This is a genomic window from Bradyrhizobium zhengyangense (assembly GCF_022012555.1).
Taxonomy (GTDB): domain Bacteria; phylum Pseudomonadota; class Alphaproteobacteria; order Rhizobiales; family Xanthobacteraceae; genus Bradyrhizobium; species Bradyrhizobium zhengyangense.
Map to the genome: position 1 here is coordinate 44,616 of NZ_JAKLTZ010000011.1, position 20,584 is coordinate 65,199.

General features: G+C 63.5%; 19 protein-coding genes. 13 read left to right on the plus strand and 6 right to left on the minus strand.

Going from position 1 to position 20,584, the window contains the following annotated elements; all coding sequences use genetic code 11:
- Positions 1-9 precede the first annotated feature (9 nt).
- Together L6639_RS31135 and L6639_RS31140 are read left to right on the plus strand one after the other, a co-directional pair.
- Positions 10-3,468, plus strand: a complete 3,459-nt coding sequence (locus tag L6639_RS31135; protein WP_237865228.1) for an ATP-binding protein — start codon at positions 10-12, stop codon at positions 3,466-3,468.
- Positions 3,465-4,259: a protein-L-isoaspartate O-methyltransferase family protein gene (locus L6639_RS31140; protein WP_237865230.1), complete on the plus strand. Its 795-nt coding sequence runs from the start codon at positions 3,465-3,467 to the stop codon at positions 4,257-4,259. The genes L6639_RS31135 and L6639_RS31140 overlap by 4 nt, the downstream gene beginning before the upstream one ends.
- Positions 4,260-4,315: 56 nt before the next feature.
- Here L6639_RS31140 and L6639_RS31145 read toward each other — a convergent pair whose 3' ends face one another.
- Both L6639_RS31145 and L6639_RS31150 read right to left on the minus strand, forming a co-directional pair.
- Complete coding sequence (locus tag L6639_RS31145) at positions 4,316-5,386, minus strand: endo-1,4-beta-xylanase (protein WP_237865232.1); 1,071 nt, start codon at positions 5,384-5,386, stop codon at positions 4,316-4,318.
- A gap of 100 nt (positions 5,387-5,486) precedes the next feature.
- Positions 5,487-6,575 (minus strand): glycosyltransferase family 1 protein, encoded by a 1,089-nt coding sequence (locus tag L6639_RS31150; RefSeq protein ID WP_237865233.1) that lies wholly within the window; start codon positions 6,573-6,575, stop codon positions 5,487-5,489.
- A 259-nt stretch (positions 6,576-6,834) separates the two neighbouring features.
- Here L6639_RS31150 and L6639_RS31155 point away from each other — a divergent pair, with 259 nt between their 5' ends.
- The 3 genes from L6639_RS31155 to L6639_RS31165 all read left to right on the plus strand — a co-directional run bounded on the left by L6639_RS31155 (position 6,835) and on the right by L6639_RS31165 (position 9,225).
- On the plus strand, positions 6,835-8,265 hold the full coding sequence (locus L6639_RS31155) for a lipopolysaccharide biosynthesis protein (protein ID WP_237865235.1): 1,431 nt from the start codon (positions 6,835-6,837) through the stop codon (positions 8,263-8,265).
- A gap of 419 nt (positions 8,266-8,684) precedes the next feature.
- The gene (locus L6639_RS31160; protein WP_237865237.1) at positions 8,685-8,873 is read left to right on the plus strand and encodes a hypothetical protein; all 189 of its coding nucleotides are present in this window, start codon (positions 8,685-8,687) and stop codon (positions 8,871-8,873) included.
- Positions 8,874-8,886: 13 nt separating this feature from the next.
- The gene (locus L6639_RS31165) at positions 8,887-9,225 is read left to right on the plus strand and encodes a hypothetical protein (protein ID WP_237865239.1); all 339 of its coding nucleotides are present in this window, start codon (positions 8,887-8,889) and stop codon (positions 9,223-9,225) included.
- Positions 9,226-9,235: 10 nt separating this feature from the next.
- On the opposite strand, the gene L6639_RS31170 is transcribed toward L6639_RS31165, so the two are convergent.
- The gene (locus L6639_RS31170) at positions 9,236-9,514 is read right to left on the minus strand and encodes a hypothetical protein (protein ID WP_333909303.1); all 279 of its coding nucleotides are present in this window, start codon (positions 9,512-9,514) and stop codon (positions 9,236-9,238) included.
- A 108-nt stretch (positions 9,515-9,622) separates the two neighbouring features.
- Positions 9,623-10,303 carry a Crp/Fnr family transcriptional regulator gene (locus tag L6639_RS31175; RefSeq protein ID WP_237865241.1) on the minus strand — a complete coding sequence of 227 codons (681 nt, stop codon included), beginning with the start codon at positions 10,301-10,303 and terminating at the stop codon, positions 9,623-9,625.
- 343 nt (positions 10,304-10,646) lie between these two features.
- Here L6639_RS31175 and L6639_RS31180 point away from each other — a divergent pair, with 343 nt between their 5' ends.
- The 4 genes from L6639_RS31180 to L6639_RS31195 all read left to right on the plus strand — a co-directional run bounded on the left by L6639_RS31180 (position 10,647) and on the right by L6639_RS31195 (position 15,865).
- Complete coding sequence (locus L6639_RS31180) at positions 10,647-10,952, plus strand: GlsB/YeaQ/YmgE family stress response membrane protein (RefSeq protein ID WP_237865244.1); 306 nt, start codon at positions 10,647-10,649, stop codon at positions 10,950-10,952.
- 720 nt (positions 10,953-11,672) lie between these two features.
- Positions 11,673-12,686: a fatty acid desaturase gene (locus tag L6639_RS31185; RefSeq protein ID WP_237865246.1), complete on the plus strand. Its 1,014-nt coding sequence runs from the start codon at positions 11,673-11,675 to the stop codon at positions 12,684-12,686.
- A gap of 138 nt (positions 12,687-12,824) precedes the next feature.
- The gene (locus tag L6639_RS31190; RefSeq protein ID WP_237865248.1) at positions 12,825-14,015 is read left to right on the plus strand and encodes a CaiB/BaiF CoA transferase family protein; all 1,191 of its coding nucleotides are present in this window, start codon (positions 12,825-12,827) and stop codon (positions 14,013-14,015) included.
- Positions 14,016-14,293: 278 nt separating this feature from the next.
- Complete coding sequence (locus tag L6639_RS31195; protein WP_237865251.1) at positions 14,294-15,865, plus strand: L,D-transpeptidase; 1,572 nt, start codon at positions 14,294-14,296, stop codon at positions 15,863-15,865.
- A 31-nt stretch (positions 15,866-15,896) separates the two neighbouring features.
- On the opposite strand, the gene L6639_RS31200 is transcribed toward L6639_RS31195, so the two are convergent.
- Positions 15,897-16,709, minus strand: coding sequence for a class I SAM-dependent methyltransferase (locus L6639_RS31200; protein ID WP_237865254.1), 813 nt, complete (start codon positions 16,707-16,709; stop codon positions 15,897-15,899).
- Between the two features lie 101 nt (positions 16,710-16,810).
- Positions 16,811-17,350: a VOC family protein gene (locus L6639_RS31205; protein ID WP_237865257.1), complete on the minus strand. Its 540-nt coding sequence runs from the start codon at positions 17,348-17,350 to the stop codon at positions 16,811-16,813.
- 96 nt (positions 17,351-17,446) lie between these two features.
- Between L6639_RS31205 and L6639_RS31210 the strand changes: the two genes are divergently transcribed.
- From L6639_RS31210 to L6639_RS31225, 4 genes are all read left to right on the plus strand, one after another.
- Positions 17,447-18,142, plus strand: a complete 696-nt coding sequence (locus tag L6639_RS31210; protein ID WP_237865259.1) for a TetR/AcrR family transcriptional regulator — start codon at positions 17,447-17,449, stop codon at positions 18,140-18,142.
- Positions 18,120-18,671: a carboxymuconolactone decarboxylase family protein gene (locus L6639_RS31215; RefSeq protein WP_237865261.1), complete on the plus strand. Its 552-nt coding sequence runs from the start codon at positions 18,120-18,122 to the stop codon at positions 18,669-18,671. Before L6639_RS31210 ends, L6639_RS31215 begins: the two co-directional genes overlap by 23 nt.
- 9 nt (positions 18,672-18,680) lie before the next feature.
- Positions 18,681-19,526, plus strand: a complete 846-nt coding sequence (locus L6639_RS31220) for an SDR family NAD(P)-dependent oxidoreductase (RefSeq protein WP_237865264.1) — start codon at positions 18,681-18,683, stop codon at positions 19,524-19,526.
- 203 nt (positions 19,527-19,729) lie between these two features.
- On the plus strand, positions 19,730-20,569 hold the full coding sequence (locus tag L6639_RS31225) for a shikimate dehydrogenase (RefSeq protein WP_237865265.1): 840 nt from the start codon (positions 19,730-19,732) through the stop codon (positions 20,567-20,569).
- Positions 20,570-20,584 lie beyond the last annotated feature (15 nt).

Consider the following 20,584-nt stretch of genomic DNA (forward strand, 5'->3'; position numbering starts at 1 on the left):
GGGATCACCATGCTGGAGAATGAGCCGGGGACTGAAGTCGGGTTGAAGCGTTGGCTCGAAGGCATTGGTCTCGGTCACTACACCGATCTGTTCGCGCAGCACCGCCTCGATCTCGACGTCATGGGCGACCTGACCGAGGCGGATCTTGCCGAGCTCGGGCTGCCGCTCGGTGATCGCAAGCGGTTGCAGCGGGCCATGGCCGCGCTGTTCAAGGCGGAGACGGTGGAGGCGCCGGTTGCGCCGGCGCGTCCGCAGACCCGCATAGAGGTTGGCGCCGAGCGGCGCCAGCTCACCACCATGTTCTGCGACATGGTGGATTCCACGGCCCTCTCGGCCCAGTTCGATCCGGAAGACGTGCGTGACATGATCGCCAGCTTTCGCGAAACCTGCGTGCGCGTCGTCAAGCATTACGAAGGCTTTGCCGCCCGCTTCGTCGGCGACGGCATTCTGGTCTATTTCGGCTATCCGACTGCGCATGAGGACGACGCCGAGCGCGCGGTGCGCGCCGGGCTCGAGATCGTGCGGGTGCTGTCGACCGCGCGCGCAATCGAGCCGCGCGGTGCGCTCAGCCACGCGCCCGCCGTCCGCATCGGGATCGCGACGGGCCTCGTCGTGGTCGGCGACCTCGTCGGTCAGGGTACCGAGGAGCGCGACTCCGCCGTTGGCGAGACCGTCAATCTCGCCGCGCGTCTGCAGGCGCTGGCGCCGCCCAACGGCGTGGTGATCTCCGCCTCGACGCAATCGCTGCTGAAGGGCAAGTTCGACTACCGCAATCTCGGCGCCCAGGCGTTGAAAGGCATCTCGGAAAAGACCCAGGCCTGGCACGTCGTGCGCGCCACGCGCGTCGAGACCCGCTTCGCCGCCGCCATGGGCACGCGACTGACCCCGCTCGTCAACCGCGAGGAGGAAATTGCGCTGCTGATGGCGCGCTGGCAGCAGGTCAAGGAGGGCGACGGCCAGGTCGTCGTCAAGTTCGGCGAGCCCGGGATTGGCAAGTCGCGCATCATCCAGGAGATTTTTGAGCGGATCGCCGGTGACCGGCATGGGCATGTCGCGTTCCAGTGCTCGCCCTATTACACCTCCACCGCGTTCTATCCCTTTGTCGAGCAGCTCAAATTCTCCCTCGGCCTCGACCGCGAGGATGCCTCCGCGCTGTCGCTGACCAGCCTGGAGAATGCGATTGCAGCGGCCCATGGCGATATCGAGCAGGTGGCGCCGCTGTTCGCGGCGCTGCTGTCGATCCCGACCGGAGAGCGCTATGCGCCGCTGGACCTGTCGCCGCAGCAACAGAAAGACGCAACTGTCGCGGCGTTGGTCAATCATTTCCTGGGGCTCGCCCGCGAGATGCCGCTGGTGATGGCCTTTGAGGACCTGCACTGGATCGATCCGACGTCGCGCGAGGTTGTCGATTTGCTGGTCGAGCAGGTGCAGAACCAGCCGATCCTGGCCATCATCACGGCGCGCTCCGAATTCCAGCCGAGCTGGAATGCGCATTCGCACATCACAACGCTGGTGCTGAACCGGTTGAGCCGGGCGCTGCGCACCACGCTGGTCGAGCGCGTTGCGGGCAGAGAGCTTCCCAAGGAGGTCGTCGAGGAGATCATCGTCAAGACCGACGGCGTGCCGCTGTTCCTTGAGGAGTTGACCAAGACGGTTCTCGAATCCAACCTTCTGACCGAGCGGCACGGGCGCTACGTGCTGTCGGGCCCGTGGCGGCAGCTCGCGATCCCGGCGACCTTGACGGACTCGCTGATGGCCCGTCTCGACCGGATGGGGCCTTTCAAGCGGATCGCACAGATCGGCGCGACCATCGGCCGCGAATTCTCCTACGAGACCCTGCACGCGGTCGCCAACATGCCGGCGGAGCAGATCGAGGCGGCGCTGACCCATCTGGAGGAGGCCGGCCTGATCATGCGCCGGGGGCATCCGCCCGATGCGCTCTACTCCTTCAAGCACGTCATGATCCAGAACGCGGCGCATGACAGCCTGTTGCACAGTGAGCGGCGCAAGCTGCATGCCAGCATCGCCCAGGTCCTGGCCGAAATGTATCCGGAGAAGACCGATCGCGAGCCGGAGCTGCTGGCCCATCATCTGACTGAGTCCGGGCAGAGCGAAGGCGCGGCGAGCTTCTGGCTCAAGGCCGGCAAGCAAGCGGCCAAGAGCGGCGCCAACCTCGAGGCGATCGGCCATCTCCGCCGGGGCTTGAGCGTCGTGCAGGCCAATGCACGCATGCAGGGCGCCGACGAGATCGAGCTCGAGCTGCGGATCGCGCTCGGCAACGCGCTGATCGCCGCCAAGGGCTACGCCGTGCAGGAGGTCGAGGAGAATTACATCCGCGCCCTCGAGCTCGGCCAGCAGCTGGACGACGACGAAAAGGCCTTTGCGGCCACGCGCGGGCTATGGGTGTGCCATTTCATCCGTGCCGACCTCACCCGCGCGCATGATCTCAGCGTCGAACTGCTGAAATTCGCCAAGCGAGAGCGGTTGAATGAGGACACGGTGCAGCAGACTGGCTACCTGATCGAGGCGCACCGCTCGATCGCGATGACCATGCTCTATCGCGGTCGCTTCGCCGCCGCGCAGCATCATCTGCATCGCTGCATCGATCTCTACAGTCCCGATTTGCATTCCGACCTGATGGAGCGCCACGGCACCGATCCCGGCGTCGTCTCGCTGTCCTATCTCGGCTATCTCCTCTGGTTCCTCGGCCAGCCCGATGCGGCGCGCCAGCACAGCGAGCAGGCGATTGCACTCGCGGAGAAGATCCGCCATCCGTTCTCGCTCGCCTTCGCGCTCGTGTTCGGCGCCTATCTCTGCCAGCATCTGCGCGATATCGAGGGCACACGCGATCATGCCAACCGCGCCATGATCATCGCCACCGAACACAATTTCCTGCATTGGAAGCAGCAGGCCGCGATCCTGCGCGGCTGGGCGCTGGCCCAGCTCGGCGATGCCGATGAAGGCATCAGCCAGATGCGCTTTGGCCTCGATGAATATGAGGCGATGGATTCCTGGCTCGCCGGCTGCTGGTTCCGTTGCTTGCTCGCGGAGGCCTATGCCAAGGTCGGCATGCGCGACGCCGCTTTGCGCGCGCTGGACGGTGCGCTCGCGACCGCAAGGCGCACCGGCGATCACTCCTATCTCGCCGAGGTCTACCGCCTGCAAGGCGAGATCACCTTGTCGGACGGCAATCCGGCCTCGGTGCAGGAGGCCGAAGATCTGTTCGACCTGTCGCTGGAGACGGCACGCAAGCAGGGCGCGTTGTCCTGGGAGCTCAGAACCGCGGTCAGCCTCGCGCGGCTGTCGCACGCATCGGGCAAGCGCGAGCACGCAAGCCTTCTGCTCGTGCCGATCGTCGGCAAGTTCAACGAGGGTTTCCTGACGCCCGACCTGAAGCTCGCCTTGCAGCTGGTGCACGAACTCGGCGGCGATACACCGGCGCGTCCACAGGCCGATCCGGTGAAATGAGCGATCTGTCCGCCGCGCGGGCGCGCTACGTCGAGCTCATTGCGAAGCGCGAGCGGATTGCTTCGCAGCGACTGCTTGCCGCCCTCGCGTCGGTGCCGCGTGAAAATTTTCTGGCGAAGGGGCCCTGGCGCATCAAAACCGAGGCGGCGCGCAGCTATCGGCTGACACCCAGCGCCGATCCCGTTCATCTCTACGATAACGTGCTCGTCGCCATCGACGCGCGCCGCAAGCTCGACACCGGATTGCCGAGCCTGTGGGCCCATTTCATCGATCTGCTCGATGTCCGAGCGAAGGATCATGTGGTCCAGATCGGTTGCGGGCTCGGCTATTTCTCCGCGATCCTGTCGGAGATCGTGGGGGCGAAGGGCAGGGTGCGTGCAATCGAATGCGACGCCCGGCTCGCGGCGCGCGCTGCGAATTACCTGCGGGCCTATCCCAATGTCGAAATTATCAACGGCGACGGCTGTCGCGATATCGGCGAGCCGGCCGATATCATCATCGTGCATGCCGGCTTTTCGCATCCGCATCCGCTCTGGCTTGCCGCGCTCCGCCGGCGCGGTCGGCTGCTGGTGCCGCTGACGCAGCGTGACCGCGAAGGCGCCGCACTCAAGATCACGCGCCGGGGCAAGGGGTTCGTCGCCGAAGCGGTGCAGCAGATTCGGATCTTTCCGGGCCATGGCCGCGGGGTGACGGCACTCGACGACTGCGTCGCCGACTGGTGGCAACGCGCATCCGCCCTGGCGCCGCTGCGCTTTCGCGGGCTCGAGCAGGGACTGCCGTCGGATGGCTGACGAAGAGCCGAGTTTCACCTGTCCCGGTGAGGACGAGGTAAGACAGGCGCTGATCCTCACACGTCCTTCGTGAACTTGCTGATGACATTCATCAACGGCTTGGGCTTGAACTCGCCATCAAGCGGCAATGGCCGGTTCGGCTGCTTGTCCGGGCGTTTGACGTAGCCGTTGATCCAGCTGTAACGGTCGGAAATGCCCCAGGTGAGGACCGAGCGCACAGGTCCGCTGGTCGAGATCGCGGTCAGGAGATCGTCGACGCGTTTGGCGACGATGGCATCGCGCTCCGCAGGGCTTCCGGTCAGCTTCTGGTCGTCGACGTCGAGTTCGGTGACGAAGACCTCGAGGCCCCATGAGCGGACTTCGGTGACGAATTCGGCAAGCCCGTGGGTGTCGATCTCGAGCTCGGCATGCAGATGCGATTGCAGCCCGACCGCGTGCAGGGGCACGCCTTGATCCAGCAGCTCCATGATGAGGTTGCGGTAGGCCGCGCGCTTGGCGATGAACGAATCCTTTGCCGATTCGATATCGTATTCGTTGATCGCGAGCTTGACGTAGGGATCGGCCGCTGCGGCCGTTCGGAACGCGAGCGGAATCCAGCCGTCGCCGAGATGCTGCGTCCAGAATGTATCGCGACGGTCCTTGACGCTTCCGGGATTGTCAGGGATCGGTTCGTTGACGACGTCCCACGAGGTCAGCTTGTCCTTGTAATAGGACACGACGGTGTTGATGTGATCGACATAGGCGCGCTCGACGCCCTTCGAATCCTTGATCTGCTTGGTCCAGTCAGGAATGTCGTGATACCAGGCGAGCGTATGGCCGCGCATGGTCAAATCGTTCTTTTGCGCGAAATCATAGATCGCGTCGGCGCGCTCGAAGGCGAAGGTGTGCGCGTCCGGCCGGAGCATCGGCCATTTCAGCTCGAGCACCGGCACCACCTGCGTGCAATAGGTGCTGATGGCCTCGCCCAGCCGTGGATCGGCCTGCAAATCCCAGAGCGTGGCGGCCGCGCCATAGCCCTGATGACGCTGGACAAGTTTCGACGCTGGCGGGGCCGCGGACGCCGACGCGCCTGTCGCGAGCGTTGCGGCGCTGCCGAGGAGAAATTGGCGTCTGTCGAGCGTCGTCACGTGGTGGAAGTCCTTTCGGAACCAACGCGCCATCGTACCAAGCGGCGCCTTGCAGCGCCGCGGTTTCCTGTTGTTGGGTTAATTGTCGCGAATGTTCCGCTCAGCGCGCGTGGCGCTGCATCACCGCTTCGGCGATGTCGTAATAGTGAAGCGCGCCCTTTTCGAGCGTGAGATGGTCGATCACATAGTCGCGAGGCGCGAAGCTGCCTGCGCTCGCCTGCGACCAGAAGCCGCTCCAGCCGGCGATGAAGCCATCGGCATCGACGAATGTGCCGCCGCAGCGTGCGTCAAAATAGGGCACGGAGGACACGCCGCCTTCGTATCTCACGCGGTCCGGGAAATATTCCGGATCCTGCCACGGGCCGCCGCGATCCCAGGCGAATACGGGCACGTCGCTCGATAGCGCCTGCTGACAGGCGATGCCCTGGCTCTCGTGCTCGCAGAGGAAGACCATGCTGCGGCAGCGCGCCAGCGCAGCCTTGTAGTCATCTTCCTTGTAATGGCCGTAGCGCATCACTTCCACCGAGCGGCCGCTTGCTTCGAGATGCTTGCGGATCGGTTCGATCAGCTCGCGATCATAGCGGTCATGGTCCCAGCGAACCTTGTCATAGAGCAGCACGTCGACGCTCTTCTGCGCGGCCGGCGTTGGCATCCACAAATCGGTTTCGATGCCGACCGGCCACACCTCGATACGCGGCCAATATGGCCGGCACATCTCTGCATACCAGTCGCAGGGCACGAGGATCGTGTTCTCGTGAAACTCCTTGAGGCGCTCGGGCACGTCGACAGGATGGTTGTACATGACGACGCCGAGCAGCAGCGGGTTCTTCCACGCGAACCAGTCGAGCACGAAGGGGCGCCCGAGGATGCAGGCGAGCTCCTCCGGATGCTTGCGGATGTAGCTGTAGTCATTGACGCGATAGGGGATGCCGACCCGGTCGAGCCCAGCGCAGAGATTGAGGAACACGCGCCGCTGGCCGCTGATCCAGGATTTTCCGAGCAGCATCCGCCGCACCAGCGGCCGGACGTGGCGGTCGCCCGGAAACCAGCGGTCGTCGCGCTCCTCGAAGAACAAATTGAGCGTCATCCGCTCGCCCCCGTCCGCAGGGGACGCCGGGACCAGGGACGCATCGGTCCCGCCATGGGGCAGGGAACTCGGGTTTGCCCCTATGCGTTCGACAACGTCCATTTTAGCCACGTCCATACGTTAACCAAACGCCGGGCGACGTCTTGAAATCATGGTTTCTTTTCGGTGATCGCGGCGCCCCGTTCAAGGACAGCGCAAATTTAACGCTAACGCGCGAAAGCGGTGGAGCCATCCCATTTGGCGGCCGATTTGCAGACTTAAATGACTATCTTGGGAGATGCTGCGGCGCAGTCGAACCATCACGCCAAGGTCCAACTGATTAACGGCCGCTCGATTTCAAGGCCGCCGGTCCCGTGCACGCATGCTGAACCGCCATTTCTCCATCTACCTCGTCAGCTACATCCTGTCTGCTGCGATGGGCTTTTTTGCGGTCACCGCCTACACGCGGCTGCTGACGCCGGCGGAGTATGGCGTCTATGTCGTCGGCATGAGCATCGCCGGAATTCTGGGCGCGATCTTCTTCGCCTGGATCAAGCTGTCGGTGTCGCGCTATCAGGCGATGTCGGCGGAAGTGGATTTTCGCGGCACGGCGATGGTTGGCTTTGCACTGACCGTCCTTGCCATGTGTGCGGCGACCCCGCTGGTCTTCCTGTTCCGTATCGACGTCAGTGTCGAGCTGGTGCTCGCCAGCATGTTCGTCGCGATCATGTCGAATGGGTTCGACGTCGGCCAGGAGTTCGAACGTGCCAAGTTTCGGCCCTTTCGATTTGCGGCGATTTCGATGGTGCGCAGCGTGGCGAGCGTCGGATTCGGCCTGCTCGGGATCTGGCTTGGCTGGGGCGGCATGGGCCTGCTCGCAGCCTTTGGCCTCGGTTCGCTCGCCGGCGTCATCCTCAATCTCGTCAGCGATCGCGCCAGGGTCGCAAGCTTTTCGCGCAACCAGTTCATGCAGCTCGCGCGCTACGGCCTGCCGTTGACCCTGGCTGGATTGTCTGTCGCGGTCTATTCGGCCAGCGACCGGCTGATCGTCGCCTATTTGCTCGGCAGGGATTCCGCCGGCATCTTCGGTGTCGCCGCCGATCTGCCGCGCCAGTTCATGGTCATGATCGCCACCAGCGTTGCCGCGGCCACCGTGCCGATGGTGTTCCGCTCGCTGTCGGAGCAGGACACGACGCGGGAGCGGCTGACCGAGAGTCTCGAGCTGCTGCTCGTCGTCGTCGCGCCCGTCGCGGTCTGGCTTGCGCTCGCCGCAGATCAGGTCACGGGCACGCTCGTCGGTGTCGATTTTCGCGCCGGCGTGTCCGCGCTGCTGCCGACGCTGGTGCTCGCCCGCTGCTTCGGCATCGCCAATCAATTCTACGTCCAGCTCAGCTTCCAGCTCGCCGAACGGCCCTTCATGCTGGCGGCACAGTCGTTCCTCACGCTGGTCTTGAGCATTGCGTTGATGTTCACGATGGTTGCGGGTTACGGCATCTACGGCGCTGCGCTGGCGACGCTTGCAACCGAGGTGATCGGCTTCGTCGTCGCCGTCGTTCTCATGCGCCGTGCCCATCCCGTGCCGTTCGACGTCAATCGCCTGGCCGGCGTCGCCGCTTCTGCCGCGGCAATGGCAGCTGCGATCCTCCTCGCGCGGTCGCAGATCCATGGGACGGGTATCGCGGCGCTGATCATCGTGAGCGTTGCGGGCGGCTTTGCCTATGTCGCCCTCGCGTGGCTTCTCAATGTCGCCAATGTGCGGACGTTGTCGCTGCGCTTCCTGCGAACGTTCAATCGCAAGGCGCTAGGCGTCTAGGGGCGATTTCGGCCTCATTCCCCCCGGAGGCGCGCATCCGGCTACGGCGCGGGGTTTGTTCCAGCGAGCAATATTGACCAGCAACTTCGGACCCGGAGGCACATGGTGTCCTGGTCGTCGTCCCTATGGGCAACTATCGGCGATGCAACGCTCTCGCCCGATAGGAGTGAATCGTTTGCTTTCGCAATACTTCCACTCATCCGGCCCGTCACTTGCACCGGTCCTGCAGCCGCGCTGTCCCAAGTGCGGTGGACACGTGAACCTGGTAAGAATTGGAGAGCCATCCGCATTGGACATCGGAATGTTCGATTGCGACTGTTGCCAGCACATCTATGCTGCCACAGTTGAAGCAGATCCGATGCGCTCGACAGCCGTCCTCTGGCTCGCCAGTCACGAACTCAGGCCGCCGACCTGACCGAGTGACCCGAATTGATGATCTGGAGGAATTCGTTCACCGCGAGAACCTGAAACTCTTCAGAAGGCAGCTTGATCTGGCCCAGGACGATGCCCGACGGCAGTGGCTATTGAAACGTCTCATCGAAGAAGAGGCGAAGGTTCCGGTCGCGGCCGGATGGCTGACGATGGGTGCACCATCAAGGAACTCTTGATGGAGGGTGTGTCATGAGCGGGTACATTATCAACAACAAGGGTGCTCGCGCTGGACTTCAGACCGGCACGGCCATCTTCGACCTTGCCGGCAGAAAGGTTTACGAGCTCAGGGGCAACAATATCTATCGTCTCTCGGGCGAATTGGTCGGCCATTTGCTCGATACGCCCGGCTCGGACAAGCGTCTGGATCGCCACAGCCAAGAGCTTCTTTCCGTCCGAGGACGCCCGGAATCTATCAAGCCGGAGAAGCCTGCCGTCCCGAAGCGGCAGCCGTCTGCCAGCTTCGCGCAAGCAATACGTCTCCGTCGGATGGTCCCCGACACCCCGTCGGATCGTCGCAAGAAGGAATGAGCGCGGAGCGTCATTGCAGCGGGGATCTCGTCCTCGTCGCGGCATCGTAGATCAGGATCTGTAGCATTGGAAACCTGCCCAGCAGTTCGGCCCCGGCTTTCTGAGCGGCATTCTGGTCGTCGTAATGCGCCTTCAAGCGACCGTCGACCACCAGCGAGAAGCCGTCCGTTGGCGCCACGTCGGCTCTTTGAACGATTCTCGGCTCACTCTCGTCTGCTGGTGCAGGGGGCTTTTTCATTGGTTCTTCTCGCATCGTTGCAAAGTCGAAGCGCCGGTCATTGTCCTGCATCGCGCCTCGCGTGATCGACTGCCATTATAGGCAACGAGACGGCGCGCTTGATGTTCCGCTATGCGCGGGAGATCGCCCGGACCGCTTCGATCCTTCCGATCGAATGGCTCAGTCGTCGTCCCTCACGATCTCTGGCTTGTCATACAAGACCGCGTTCAGCAGGGAATTGTGAACTTCGATCTTGCCGTTGTAGGTGATGAAGCCGAGCTTGCGAAACTTGTTCATGAAGAAGCTGACCCGGGAGCGCGTTGTCCCGATCATCTCGGCGAGCGTCTCCTGACTGATCTGCACTGCAATCGGTTGGGCGCCGCCGTCTTTTCCAAAATTTGCCAGGAGAAGGAGGAGCCGTGCGAGCCGCTTCTCGCTGGAATTGAACAGCTGGTCGATCAGGTCTTCCTCGATGCGGCTGTTTCGGCTGAGAAGGTACCCCATGAACAATTCGGAAAACTTCGGCTCGCTCTTGAGTGTCGCAAGCATCGCTGGCTTCGCGATGGACGTGATCACACACTGTTCCATCGCCACCGTCGTCGAAATTCGCAAGGGATGTCCGTTCAGGCAGCCTTCGCCAAAGAATTGCCCCGGCTCCATGATTCCGACCACCGCTTCCTTGCCCTGCTCGGAGACGACCAGAACCTTGATCTTCCCCTTCTGGATATAGAAAACGGTATCCGCAGCATCGCCTTGCGAAAACACGACCTGGTTCTTGTCGAATTTCAATATGGCTTTGCCGTCGCCGACCTTGGCGAGAAAGGTCTTTGGATCGAATGTTCCTTTCGGCGCTTTTGGCATGATGTCGTGGAAGTCCTCTGCAGGATCACCTCAGTTTAGCAGGCCGACACCTGGTCGGTTAGCCGAATCTTGCTTTCTGCCGGCTCATCATGAGTGCGGCATTAAGCTCCGCGATGCGGTTGGTCGTTTCGAATAGTGGGCGACGTCATCGAGTCCAGCAGCTAGGTCGCGTCTCCGTAGAGCAGAATTGCTCAGCCCTGTCGGAGGATTGGTCCGCAATAGCGGCAAGCCCCGCGCCGCTCAGACGACAGGCATCTGAGCCGTTTTGCACATCCCGCGCTGTCGCTCTGGTCTATTCTGAGCGGTGGCGGAAGTTCCGCAGTTTGTTGGTGAGGACGTGAACATGAACATATCCGGTGAGAGCCTTCTCGTCATATTGGTCGTGGGCGTTGCGGCTGGCTGGCTGGCGGGTCAGATCGTCATGGGTACGGGCTTGGGTCTGGTTGGCGATTTCGTCGTGGGAATCGCAGGAGCCTTCGTTGCGAGCTGGATATTTCCGCAACTTGGATTCCATCTCGGTTCTGGGATGGTTGCGCAGATCGTTGACGCAGCGATCGGCGCGATCTTGCTGCTCCTGATCATCGGGCTCGTCCGCGGGCGGAGCCGATGGGGCGGAAGCTGGGGCGGCGCTTGGCGGAAACGCTGGTAGCGCCTCGCGAGAGCATGCGCTTGGAACGAACGTCGCCGGGGCTACTTGGTGATGGCGACCGGATACGATGCCCACTCATCGTATCCGATGAATGGCGGCCCTGGCTCGCAGCCCCTGTGCCAGGGTCGCTTCTTCCAACGTTCCCCTTCAGCCGCTACTTGGCTGCCACCGTCGGATCGACGCTGGATAGTTTGTGGACATTCCCGCACTTCGAGCATTCGAAGATCCGTAGATTGGGCCCGTCGCAACCTGCCGCGACGTGGATCAGCATCATGCGGGTTTGGCAGGCCGGACAGAGTGGCCGGGGTATGGGAATCAGCGTCGGTTCGGGACGAGCGTAGACCTCTGACATATGAAGCTCCTGCCGATATGGCGGGGTATGCCGCACCCGAAGCCGCCGCCGCTCGCAGCCGATTCGCCCGCTACGACGGCGTGAGCATGCCGCGCTCCCATGTCGGCCACTGTTCAATATTGCTCATATGCGGCAATTGCCTGATGGCCGGAGCGAGCGCTGGGCCGCCTCCGATCGCGGTGAGCCGCGCGGCCCGGGATGTTCGGATGGGATCGCTGGATCCTGGACTGTGCAATATTGCTCAGCAAAGCATCCGCGCACTGATCAATATGGGAGTACGTGGGGCGCGACCCCGGAGCCGCTGGCGGAGGCGTCCGTGCGCGAGAACCTTATCGGCTTGTGCGGGCATGTTCGGAAGCAAATCAGATATGAGCCCAACATTGCCGGAAATCCGCGCACTGCCACAATTGCTCGCCCGTTATCGCGAACCCGACAGCACGCGTGCGGTTTTTGAACTGGTGATCACGGCTGTGCCGTTCCTGCTCATCTGGGCTCTGATCCAGGGTGCTTTTAGTCACGGTTATTGGCCTGGCCTGCTGCTGGAGGCGCCCGCGGCTGGCTTGCTCGTGCGCCTCTTCATGATCCAGCACGATTGCGGACATGGCTCGTTCTTTCGCAGCCGGGTCGTGAACGATTGGGTTGGCCGAACTCTCGGTGTTGTGACCCTGACGCCTTACGATTATTGGCGATACAGCCATGCATGCCATCATGCGAACTCCGGCAATCTCGACCACAGGGGACTGGGCGACATCGACACATTGACCGTGGGTGAGTTTCTCGCGCAGCCGCGCGGGCGTCGGCTGCTATATCGTCTCTATCGGCATCCCCTGGTGATGTTTGGCGTCGGTCCCGCCTATCTCTTCATTCTGAAGCATCGATGGCCGGTAGGGAGAATGCGTGGCGGCTGGAGACCCTGGCTGAGTACGATGGGCACAAATGCCGCCATCGCGGTTCTTGTCGCTACGGCGGTGCGGTTGGTGGGCTATGGGCCTTTCCTGCTTGTGCATCTGCCCATTCTGATTCTGGCGGCGTCGATCGGTGTCTGGCTGTTCTACGTCCAGCATCAGTTCGAGCATACGTACTGGTCCCATGACGAAGGCTGGAGTTTTCACGAAGCTGCATTGCATGGTAGCTCCCATTACCACTTGCCGGCGGTCCTGCGATGGTTCACGGCGAATATCGGCATCCACCACATCCATCACCTGTGCAGCCGGATTCCCTGCTACCGATTGCCCGAAGTGTTGCGGGAGTATCCGCAACTCGCGGGTGTCGGACGGGTGACCCTGCTCCCAAGTCTGCGGTCCATGCGGCTGGCCCTGTGGGACGAGGAGCGGTTGCAGCTGGTCTCTTTCGGAGAGGCGTGGGCTCGGCGCGCCAGGTGACGAGCCGGTAAAACGCAACGGCTGCGGCTTGCGCATACGCATCTGAATCCTGCGCTACATCTCACGCCCGACAATCAATGTATCGTCTGCCTCGCCGGCATCGCGAGCGATGCGTCCTCCAACCACAGCGAAGCGACGATGGCACCATCAGGCCCTCTCAGCGGTATCCGCGTTCTCGATCTGACGAGCGTGCTGTTCGGTCCCTATGCTGCGCAAATGCTCGGCGACTGGGGCGCCGATGTCATCAAGATCGAGCCGCTCGCCGGCGACACCTGGCGCTACACCGGCCTGTTCCGGAACCGTGGCATGAGCGGCCAGTTCATGGCGGTCAACCGCAACAAGCGCAGCCTCGCGCTCGACCTGAAACATCCTGATGGCAAGGCGGTGCTGGCCAAGCTGATCCCGACGGTCGACGCGCTCGTCACCAATGTCCGCCCGGCCGCGATGGCCCGGCTTGGCTTCGGTTATGGGGACTGCGCAAAGCTCAATCCGCGGCTGGTCTATGCCGCCGCGACCGGCTTCGGCCAGGACGGCCCGTGGGCCGCGCGCCCGGCCTTCGACGAGATCATCCAGGCGGCCTCGGGCCTCGCATCGTCGATCGGATCTGACGATGAGCCGCAATTCGTCCCGAGCCTGATCGGCGACAAGATCTGCGCGATGGCGATGGTCGGCGCGGTGTCCGCGGCGCTGTTTCGCCGCGAGCGCACCGGGCAGGGGCAGATGGTCGAGGTGCCGATGCTGGAGACGATCGCAGGCTTCAACAGCATCGAGATGCTGGGCGGGCATGCGTTCGATCCGCCGATCGGCCCGACCGGCTACAAGCGCATGAAGAACCGGCGCCCGGTGAAGACGAAGGACGGCTGGCTGACGATGCTGCCCTATTCGGGCGATAATTGGTGCGCCTTCTTCGAGGCCGTCGGCCGCCCCGAGCTGATCGAGGAGCTCGGCGTGCGCGATCCCGTGCTGCGCTCCCAGAACATCGACAAGGTCTACGATCGCATGAGCGAGATCGGGCCGACCCGCACCACCGCGGAGTGGGAGGAGCTTTTGCTGCGGCTCGACGTGCCGCACACTGCTTTCGCCAAGCTGACCGAGATCGGCGAGCAGCCGCATCTTGAAGCCGTCGGCTTGTTTGCCGATATCGATCACCCGACGGAAGGTCGCATTCGCCAGGCGCGCCCTGCGACAAAATTCTCCGCGAGCCCGGCCGGCATCCATCGTATGGCGCCGCGGCTTGGCGAGCATTCGCGTGAAGTGTTGCGCGAGGCCGGGTTGAGCGACGCCGAAATCGAATTGCTCGTGGCGAACAAGGCCGTCGGTGCGCCGTAAAGCGGGCGCGCCATTTCTGTGATTCTGGTCACATCCGGCCAGGCTGCCTCCATGGGCGAACATTGCTTCGCAGCCGTCCCGCCATCGCCAGCCCCGGGGCCAGCCTTGGCCGCCGACCGCCCTTTCGCCCGCACGGACCCTCGTATAAGAGAGTTTCGCCGCTGGAACGGACCGAATAATGCCGGAAACGGAACAGATGGTGGCTGCGAATTCTTAATCCAAAGATCGCAATCTGACGGATCATCGATGCAAGTGCGGACAGGCAACCGGGGAATGGCATGAAAGACCTGATGACGACGGCGCAATCCAATCGGGTGATGCGGCGTTGGGGGACTCCCGGAATTGTGATGTTCGCGGCGGCACTTGCCCTGGCCGCCCCGAGCGAAGCCTTTGCCGCCAAGCAGCCGCGCCAGACCGCCGAGGCGGTGGCGCCGCGCGAAGCGGGCGAGCCGATCATGGCGATCGTCTCGATCAAGAGCCAGCAGGTGACGTTCTACGATTCCGAGGGCTGGATCCTGCGCGCGCCGGTCTCGACCGGCACGACCGGCCGCGAGACGCCCGCCGGCGTCTTCGCCGTCATCGAGAAGGACAAGGACCACCACTCCTCCATGTATGACGATGCCTGGATGCCGAACATGCAGCGCATCACCTGGAACGGGATCGCGCTGCACGGCGGACCGCTGCCCGGCTACGCGGCCTCGCACGGCTGCGTGCGCATGCCCTTCAACTTTGCCGAGAGCCTGTTCGACAAGACCAGCATCGGCATGCGGGTGATCATCTCGCCGAACGATGCCGCTCCGGTCGATTTCTCGCATCCCTCGCTGTTCATACCGAGCAAGGAGGCCATCGCGGCAGCGCCTGGTCGTATCGGCAAGCTTTCTGCCGAGGCCGAGGAGGCCATCAGGGCTGCGGACGAAGCCAAGAAGGCTGCGGCTGCAGCGGCGAAGGAAGCGCAATCGCTCCCGGCAACGCTGCGCAAGCTCGAGCAGCAGAAGGCTCGCGCCGACGCCGAGAACACCTATGCCGACAAGCTGGTTGCCAATGCCAAGAACGATCAGGCCAAGGCAAAGGCCGACGAGCTGAAACAGAAGGTGGCGGCCAAGGCCGCTGATGCCGCAACCCAGCTCGACGCCGCCAAGGCCGCCGCGCAGCCCAAGCGCGACGCGGTTGCCGCGACCAAGGACGCGGCCAAGGTCGCCGCGGCCAAAAAGGTCGAGGCTGTGAAGGCTGCGCTAGATGCCAAGCTCGCGCTGGAGCCGGTCTCGGTCTACATCAGCCGCGCTACGCAGAAGCTCTATGTTCGGCGCAACACCCACAAGCCCGCGCCGGATGGTGGCGGTGAGGTGTTCGACACCAGCATCGAGGTGCCCGTCACCATCCGCAATCCCGACCAGCCGATCGGCACCCACATCTTCACGGCCATGGCGAAGAACGATACGGGTCTGCGCTGGAGCGTTGTCAGCATCGACGAGGGCGACACCGCCAAGGACGCGCTTGACCGCATCACCATCCCGCAGGAGGTGTGGGATCGCATCGCGCCGACCGCGTTGCCGCGTTCCTCGATCATCATCTCGGACGAGCCCTTGAGCGCCGAGACCAACTATCGCACCGAGTTCGTCGCGGTCCTGAGCAATCATCCGCAAGGCGGCTTCATCACCCGCAAGCCGACCGCGCCGTCGGTGGAAATGGCCAGCGACGATGGCTGGGGCGGTGGCTTCGGCGGCAACGGCTTCTTCTTCTTTGGGCAGCGCGATCCCAATCCGCAGCCGGTCAATCCGCGCCGCCGCGCCGGCCAGTACCAGTATTATCAGCCGGCACAGCCGATGCCGATGCAGCGGAGTTTTTGGTAAGGGCAGGGCTGGAGCATAGCTGCTCCGGCCATCACGGCCGGGCCGTGATCACGAGCGCCTGAATCTTCGCTTCGACCGGTCCCGAGCCATGGCGTTTCCGGATCGCCTCGGCGACGGCATCGGTCGCGGCCTCGAGCTTGCTCGCATCCCTGGCCTCGATCTCGCCGCGCAGCGGCGTTCCCTGGCAATACGCGATCGCGACATATTCGGCGGAGGGCGCACGGCTCATCGCTGTCTTGGTTTCGATCGATATGTCCCTGAAGCCTGCACGCTCGAGATCGGCCTTGATGACGGCCTTGTCGTGATAGCCGTGCGGCGTCCGCGCCATGAACAGTGGCGGATCGTCGGGGAACACCTTGCCGAGCGTGGCGGTCGCGTCATCGGCGAACACATTGTCCGCGATACGGTCCCACACGTTGAACAGATACGTGCCGCCAGGCTTCAACACCCGCCTCGTCTCGGCGTAGCCCTTGCTGCGATCCGGAAAGAACATCGCGCCGAACTGGCAGCAGACCACGTCGAACGCCGCATCGTCGAAGGGCAACGTCAGTGCATCCGCCTGACGCCAGGTCATGCGGGGATCGTCATTCTGACTCTGCCTGGCAACCGCGAGCATCGGCTCGTTGAGGTCGGTCGCGACATAGCGGACGCCTGAAGGCAGCAACGCCGCCACGGCCCGTGTGACCGCGCCGGTGCCCGCCGCGATCTCGAGCAGGTCCGAGGGCGATAGCGCAGCGATGCGCCTGGCAAGGTCGTCGGCGTAGACGGAGAAGATCAGCGGGACCAGATATTCGTCGTAAAGCTTTGGGACTGAGCCGGCGAAAACCTTGTCAGTTGCAGACATGCTTGCCTCGCTGAGCTCCGGGCCGGGAGGCGTTATGTTACCATGCATCGTCGGTCCGGCAACGGTGTGCCTGTCCTCAGGTGCGGCGCGGCAAACGGGAGCTATGATCTCGCGCCGCCGACCTCGCGGATCGGTCGCGAGCCGTCCCAATTCATCGCCGCCTGTCTGACCTTGTCGAAAAACGGCCCCTTGGTGCCGCTGATATCGGAGATCTCGATGATCGTGCCCGGATGGGCCTCGGTGTCGAAATAGGCAAAGCGACCCTTGTCGCCGCCGATCTGACCCTCGTGACCGATCTTGTAGCCGAGCCCGATCGCCTTGTCGTAGAGCGCCTGGTAATCGTGGCTCCAATAGGACATGTGCTGGAGGCCCTCGTGGCCGGCGTCCAGAAATTCCTTGTAAAGCGAGGGCGCGTCGTTGCGCTGCTGGATCAGTTCGATCTGGAGATCGCCGGAATTGGCGAGTGCGATGCTCATCTCGACCGCGGAATCCTGGCCGCGATAGCGGAACCAGTCGGTCGTGACACGGTCGATGTAGTACCAGGGGCCGACGCCCATCACCTTGATCCAGTGCGTCATCGCGGCCTGGATGTCCCGCACCACATATCCATTCTGGCGCACGGCGCCGAAGATGCGGCTCATGCCCGCGCTCCCTTGATTGCTCTCCGCGTCTCGATCCCGCGCGGAGTTGACGTCTCCGGATTGACTAACGAACGATCGTTCGTTAGTCAATCCGTCATGGCTGTTCACCCCCCGAGCGCGGCGGAAGTGGCTGCGCCCACCACCCGTGAGCGCATCCTCAACGAGGCGCTCAACCTGTTTGCGCAGAGCGGCTATGGCGGCGCCTCGATGCGCGAATTGGCCCGTCGCGTCGGCGTCCGCGAGAGCAGCCTCTACAATCATTTCTCCGGCAAGGCCGCGATCCTGGAAGCGATCGTCAGCGAGCACGGTCCGGCCAGTTCCGCGAGCCGGCTGGAAGAGCCGCGCTACAAGCAGCTCGCGCGCCAGCCCGCCGCATTCTGCCGCCAGTTCGCGCTTGACCTGGTCGAGCAATGGTCCGATCCGCGCGAGCACCAATTCCAGAAGGTCATCACCGCCGAGCGCAACCGCGTGCCCGGCATCCGCGCCAAGTTCGCCGATCAGTTCTACGCGCGCGAGCAGCGCCTGATGACGGATTTTTTTCGCGGCTTCGCGTTGGCGGGCCTCGTCTCGACACCGGACCCGCGCGAAACGGCCCGGCTGTTCGCGGCCGGCCTCATTTACATCAGGCTCGAGCATTACGTGATGGGCGCGGCACCCTCGCCACGGCCGAAGGTGATCGAGGCGATCGACCGCTATCTCGCCTTCTTTCTGTCGCTGATTGCGGCGGGCGACGACGACAACAAGAGAAAAAGAACCAAGGGAGAGACGCGTGGCAAGGCTGCCCCTGATTGATCCGGAGACGACGAGCGGCGATATCCGCGCCTCGTTCGACCGCATGCCGGTCAAGCTCAACATCTTCCGCATGATGGCCCATGCCGAGGCCAACATGATTCCGGCGATGCGGCTCGGCAATTCGATTCTTCACAAGCAGAAGCTCAGCGCGGTCAACCGCGAGCTTTTGATCTTGCAGGCCGCGCAGCTCGAAGGCGGCGCCTATGAATGGCGCCAGCACGTGCCGATCGCGCTCGGCGTCGGCTGCACGCAATCGCAGGTCGACGCGGTCGAGCGCGGCGATTACGATTCTGCGGCGCTGAATGAGGCCGAGCGCGCGCTGCTCAAGTTCGGTCGCGAGGTCGTCGAGAACGTCCGCGTGCCTGACGCGATCTTCATCGCTGCGCGAAGACATTTCAGCGACCAGGAGATCGTGGAATCCATCGTCGCGATCGGCTTCTACATGATGATGGCCCGCGTCACCGAGGCGACCGAAACCGACCTCGATCCTGCCGCCGGCATGAAGGTCTATGACGGCGGCAAGACATAGGCGGCTGAGATGGCGGACACGGAGAGCAAGCCGGAGCGCTACGTCCGCCCGCCGAGTCCGGAGTCATTGGGCGAAGCGCCCGGCAGGGGACGCCTCAAGGGCCGCCGCGTCCTGATCGTCGGCGGTGGCCAGCGCGTGTTCGATGCCGCCACCGATCCGATCGGCAATGGCCGCGCCATGAGCATTCTTTGTGCCCGCGAAGGCGCGAAGGTCGCAGTCGCCGATCTCAACCACGCCTCGGCGCAGCAAACCGTCAAGCGTATCACCGACGAAGGCGGCGAGGGTTTTGCCATTGCGGCCGACGTCACCTCTGAAGCCGACGTCCGGCGCATGATTGCCGAAGCCCGCCGCGCCATGGGCGGTCTTGACGGCATGGTGCTGAACATCGGCACCTTCGGCAAGACCGGCCTCGACAATGTCAGCCCGGAAGAGTGGAACAGGATCTTCGACGTCAATGTCCGCGGCCCCATGCTGTGCTGTCGCGCCGCGCTGCCAATATTCGACAGCGGCGGCGCCATCGTCTTCATCTCCTCGATCGCCGCGCTGAAGGCGGGATCGCAGATGGCGGTGTATGATTCCTCCAAAGCCGCGCTCGGCGGTCTGATGCGCAACATCGCCCATCTTGGTGCGCGCCGTGGCATCCGCGCCAATCTCGTCTATCCCGGCCTCGTCGACACGCCCAACGGCCGCGAAGCCGGGGCCGGCCGCCCCAACCGCGGCAAGGGGCATGTTCCCTTCGGACGGCAAGCGACCGCCTGGGAGATCGCCTACGCCGTGCTGTTCTTCCTGTCGGATGAGAGCGTTTATGTCACCGCACAGACGTTGGCGGTGGATAGCGGCTTGAGCGGGATGTAAGGCAAGGCGCGATGCCTCTCCGATGTCGTCCTGGCTTTCGCTAGGACGACGGTGAGATTTGACGCGCCTCTGCTCCATCAGCTGGTCTTCCCGCCCCCTAGATTCACATTGCGCCCGCTAGCCATTCCCTCTAATTGTCTTGTACAAATGACCAAATAGCATGGTCGTGCGCTAAAGACGCGATCAGGGACGGGAAGCGCAGCATGTCGCAGGATGGTTTTGGCTTGGCTGGCGTCATCGGCATGCCGGTCGCGCATTCGCGCTCCCCGGTCATTCACAATTACTGGCTGAAGGCGCACGGCATCCGCGGTTCCTATGTGCCGCTCGCGGTCAAGCCGGAGCGGCTCGCGGATGCGCTTCGCGGCCTCGTCGCGCTCGGATTCCGCGGTTGCAACGTCACCATGCCGCACAAGCAGACGGCGATGGCGCAGCTCGCTCGAGTCAACGAGACCGCCAGGCGCATCGGCGCCGTCAACACCATCGTGGTCGAGGCAGACGGCACACTGTCCGGCTTCAACAATGACGGCAATGGTTTTGTGCAGAGCCTGCGCGACGCGAAAGCAGACTGGCGCGGCGATGCCGGCCCGATCCTGTTGCTCGGCGCAGGCGGCGCCTCGCGCGCGGTTGTCGTGGCGCTGCTGGAGAACGACGCACGCGAGATCCGGATCGCCAACCGCACCGCGGAGAAGGCGGAGGCGATTGCGAAGGAGTTCGGTTCCGCCGTCAGCACCGTGGCATGGGACGATCGCGCAGCCGCGCTCGGCGATGTCGCGCTGCTGGTCAACTGCACTGATCGCGGCATGGTCGGCAAGAGCGCGCTCGAGATCGATCTGTCGCGGCTGAACCCGGCAACGCTCACTGCCGATCTCATCTACACGCCGCTGGAGACGCCGTTCCTGGCCGGGGCCCGCGCGCGCGGCTGCGTCACCGTGAACGGGCTCGGCCTGCTGCTCAACCAGGCGCGGCTCGCCTTCAAGGCCTGGTTCGGCGTGATGCCTGACGTCACGCCCGAGCTGATCAAGGCGATCGAGGCCACGTTCTGAACCGCGGGAAGCTTT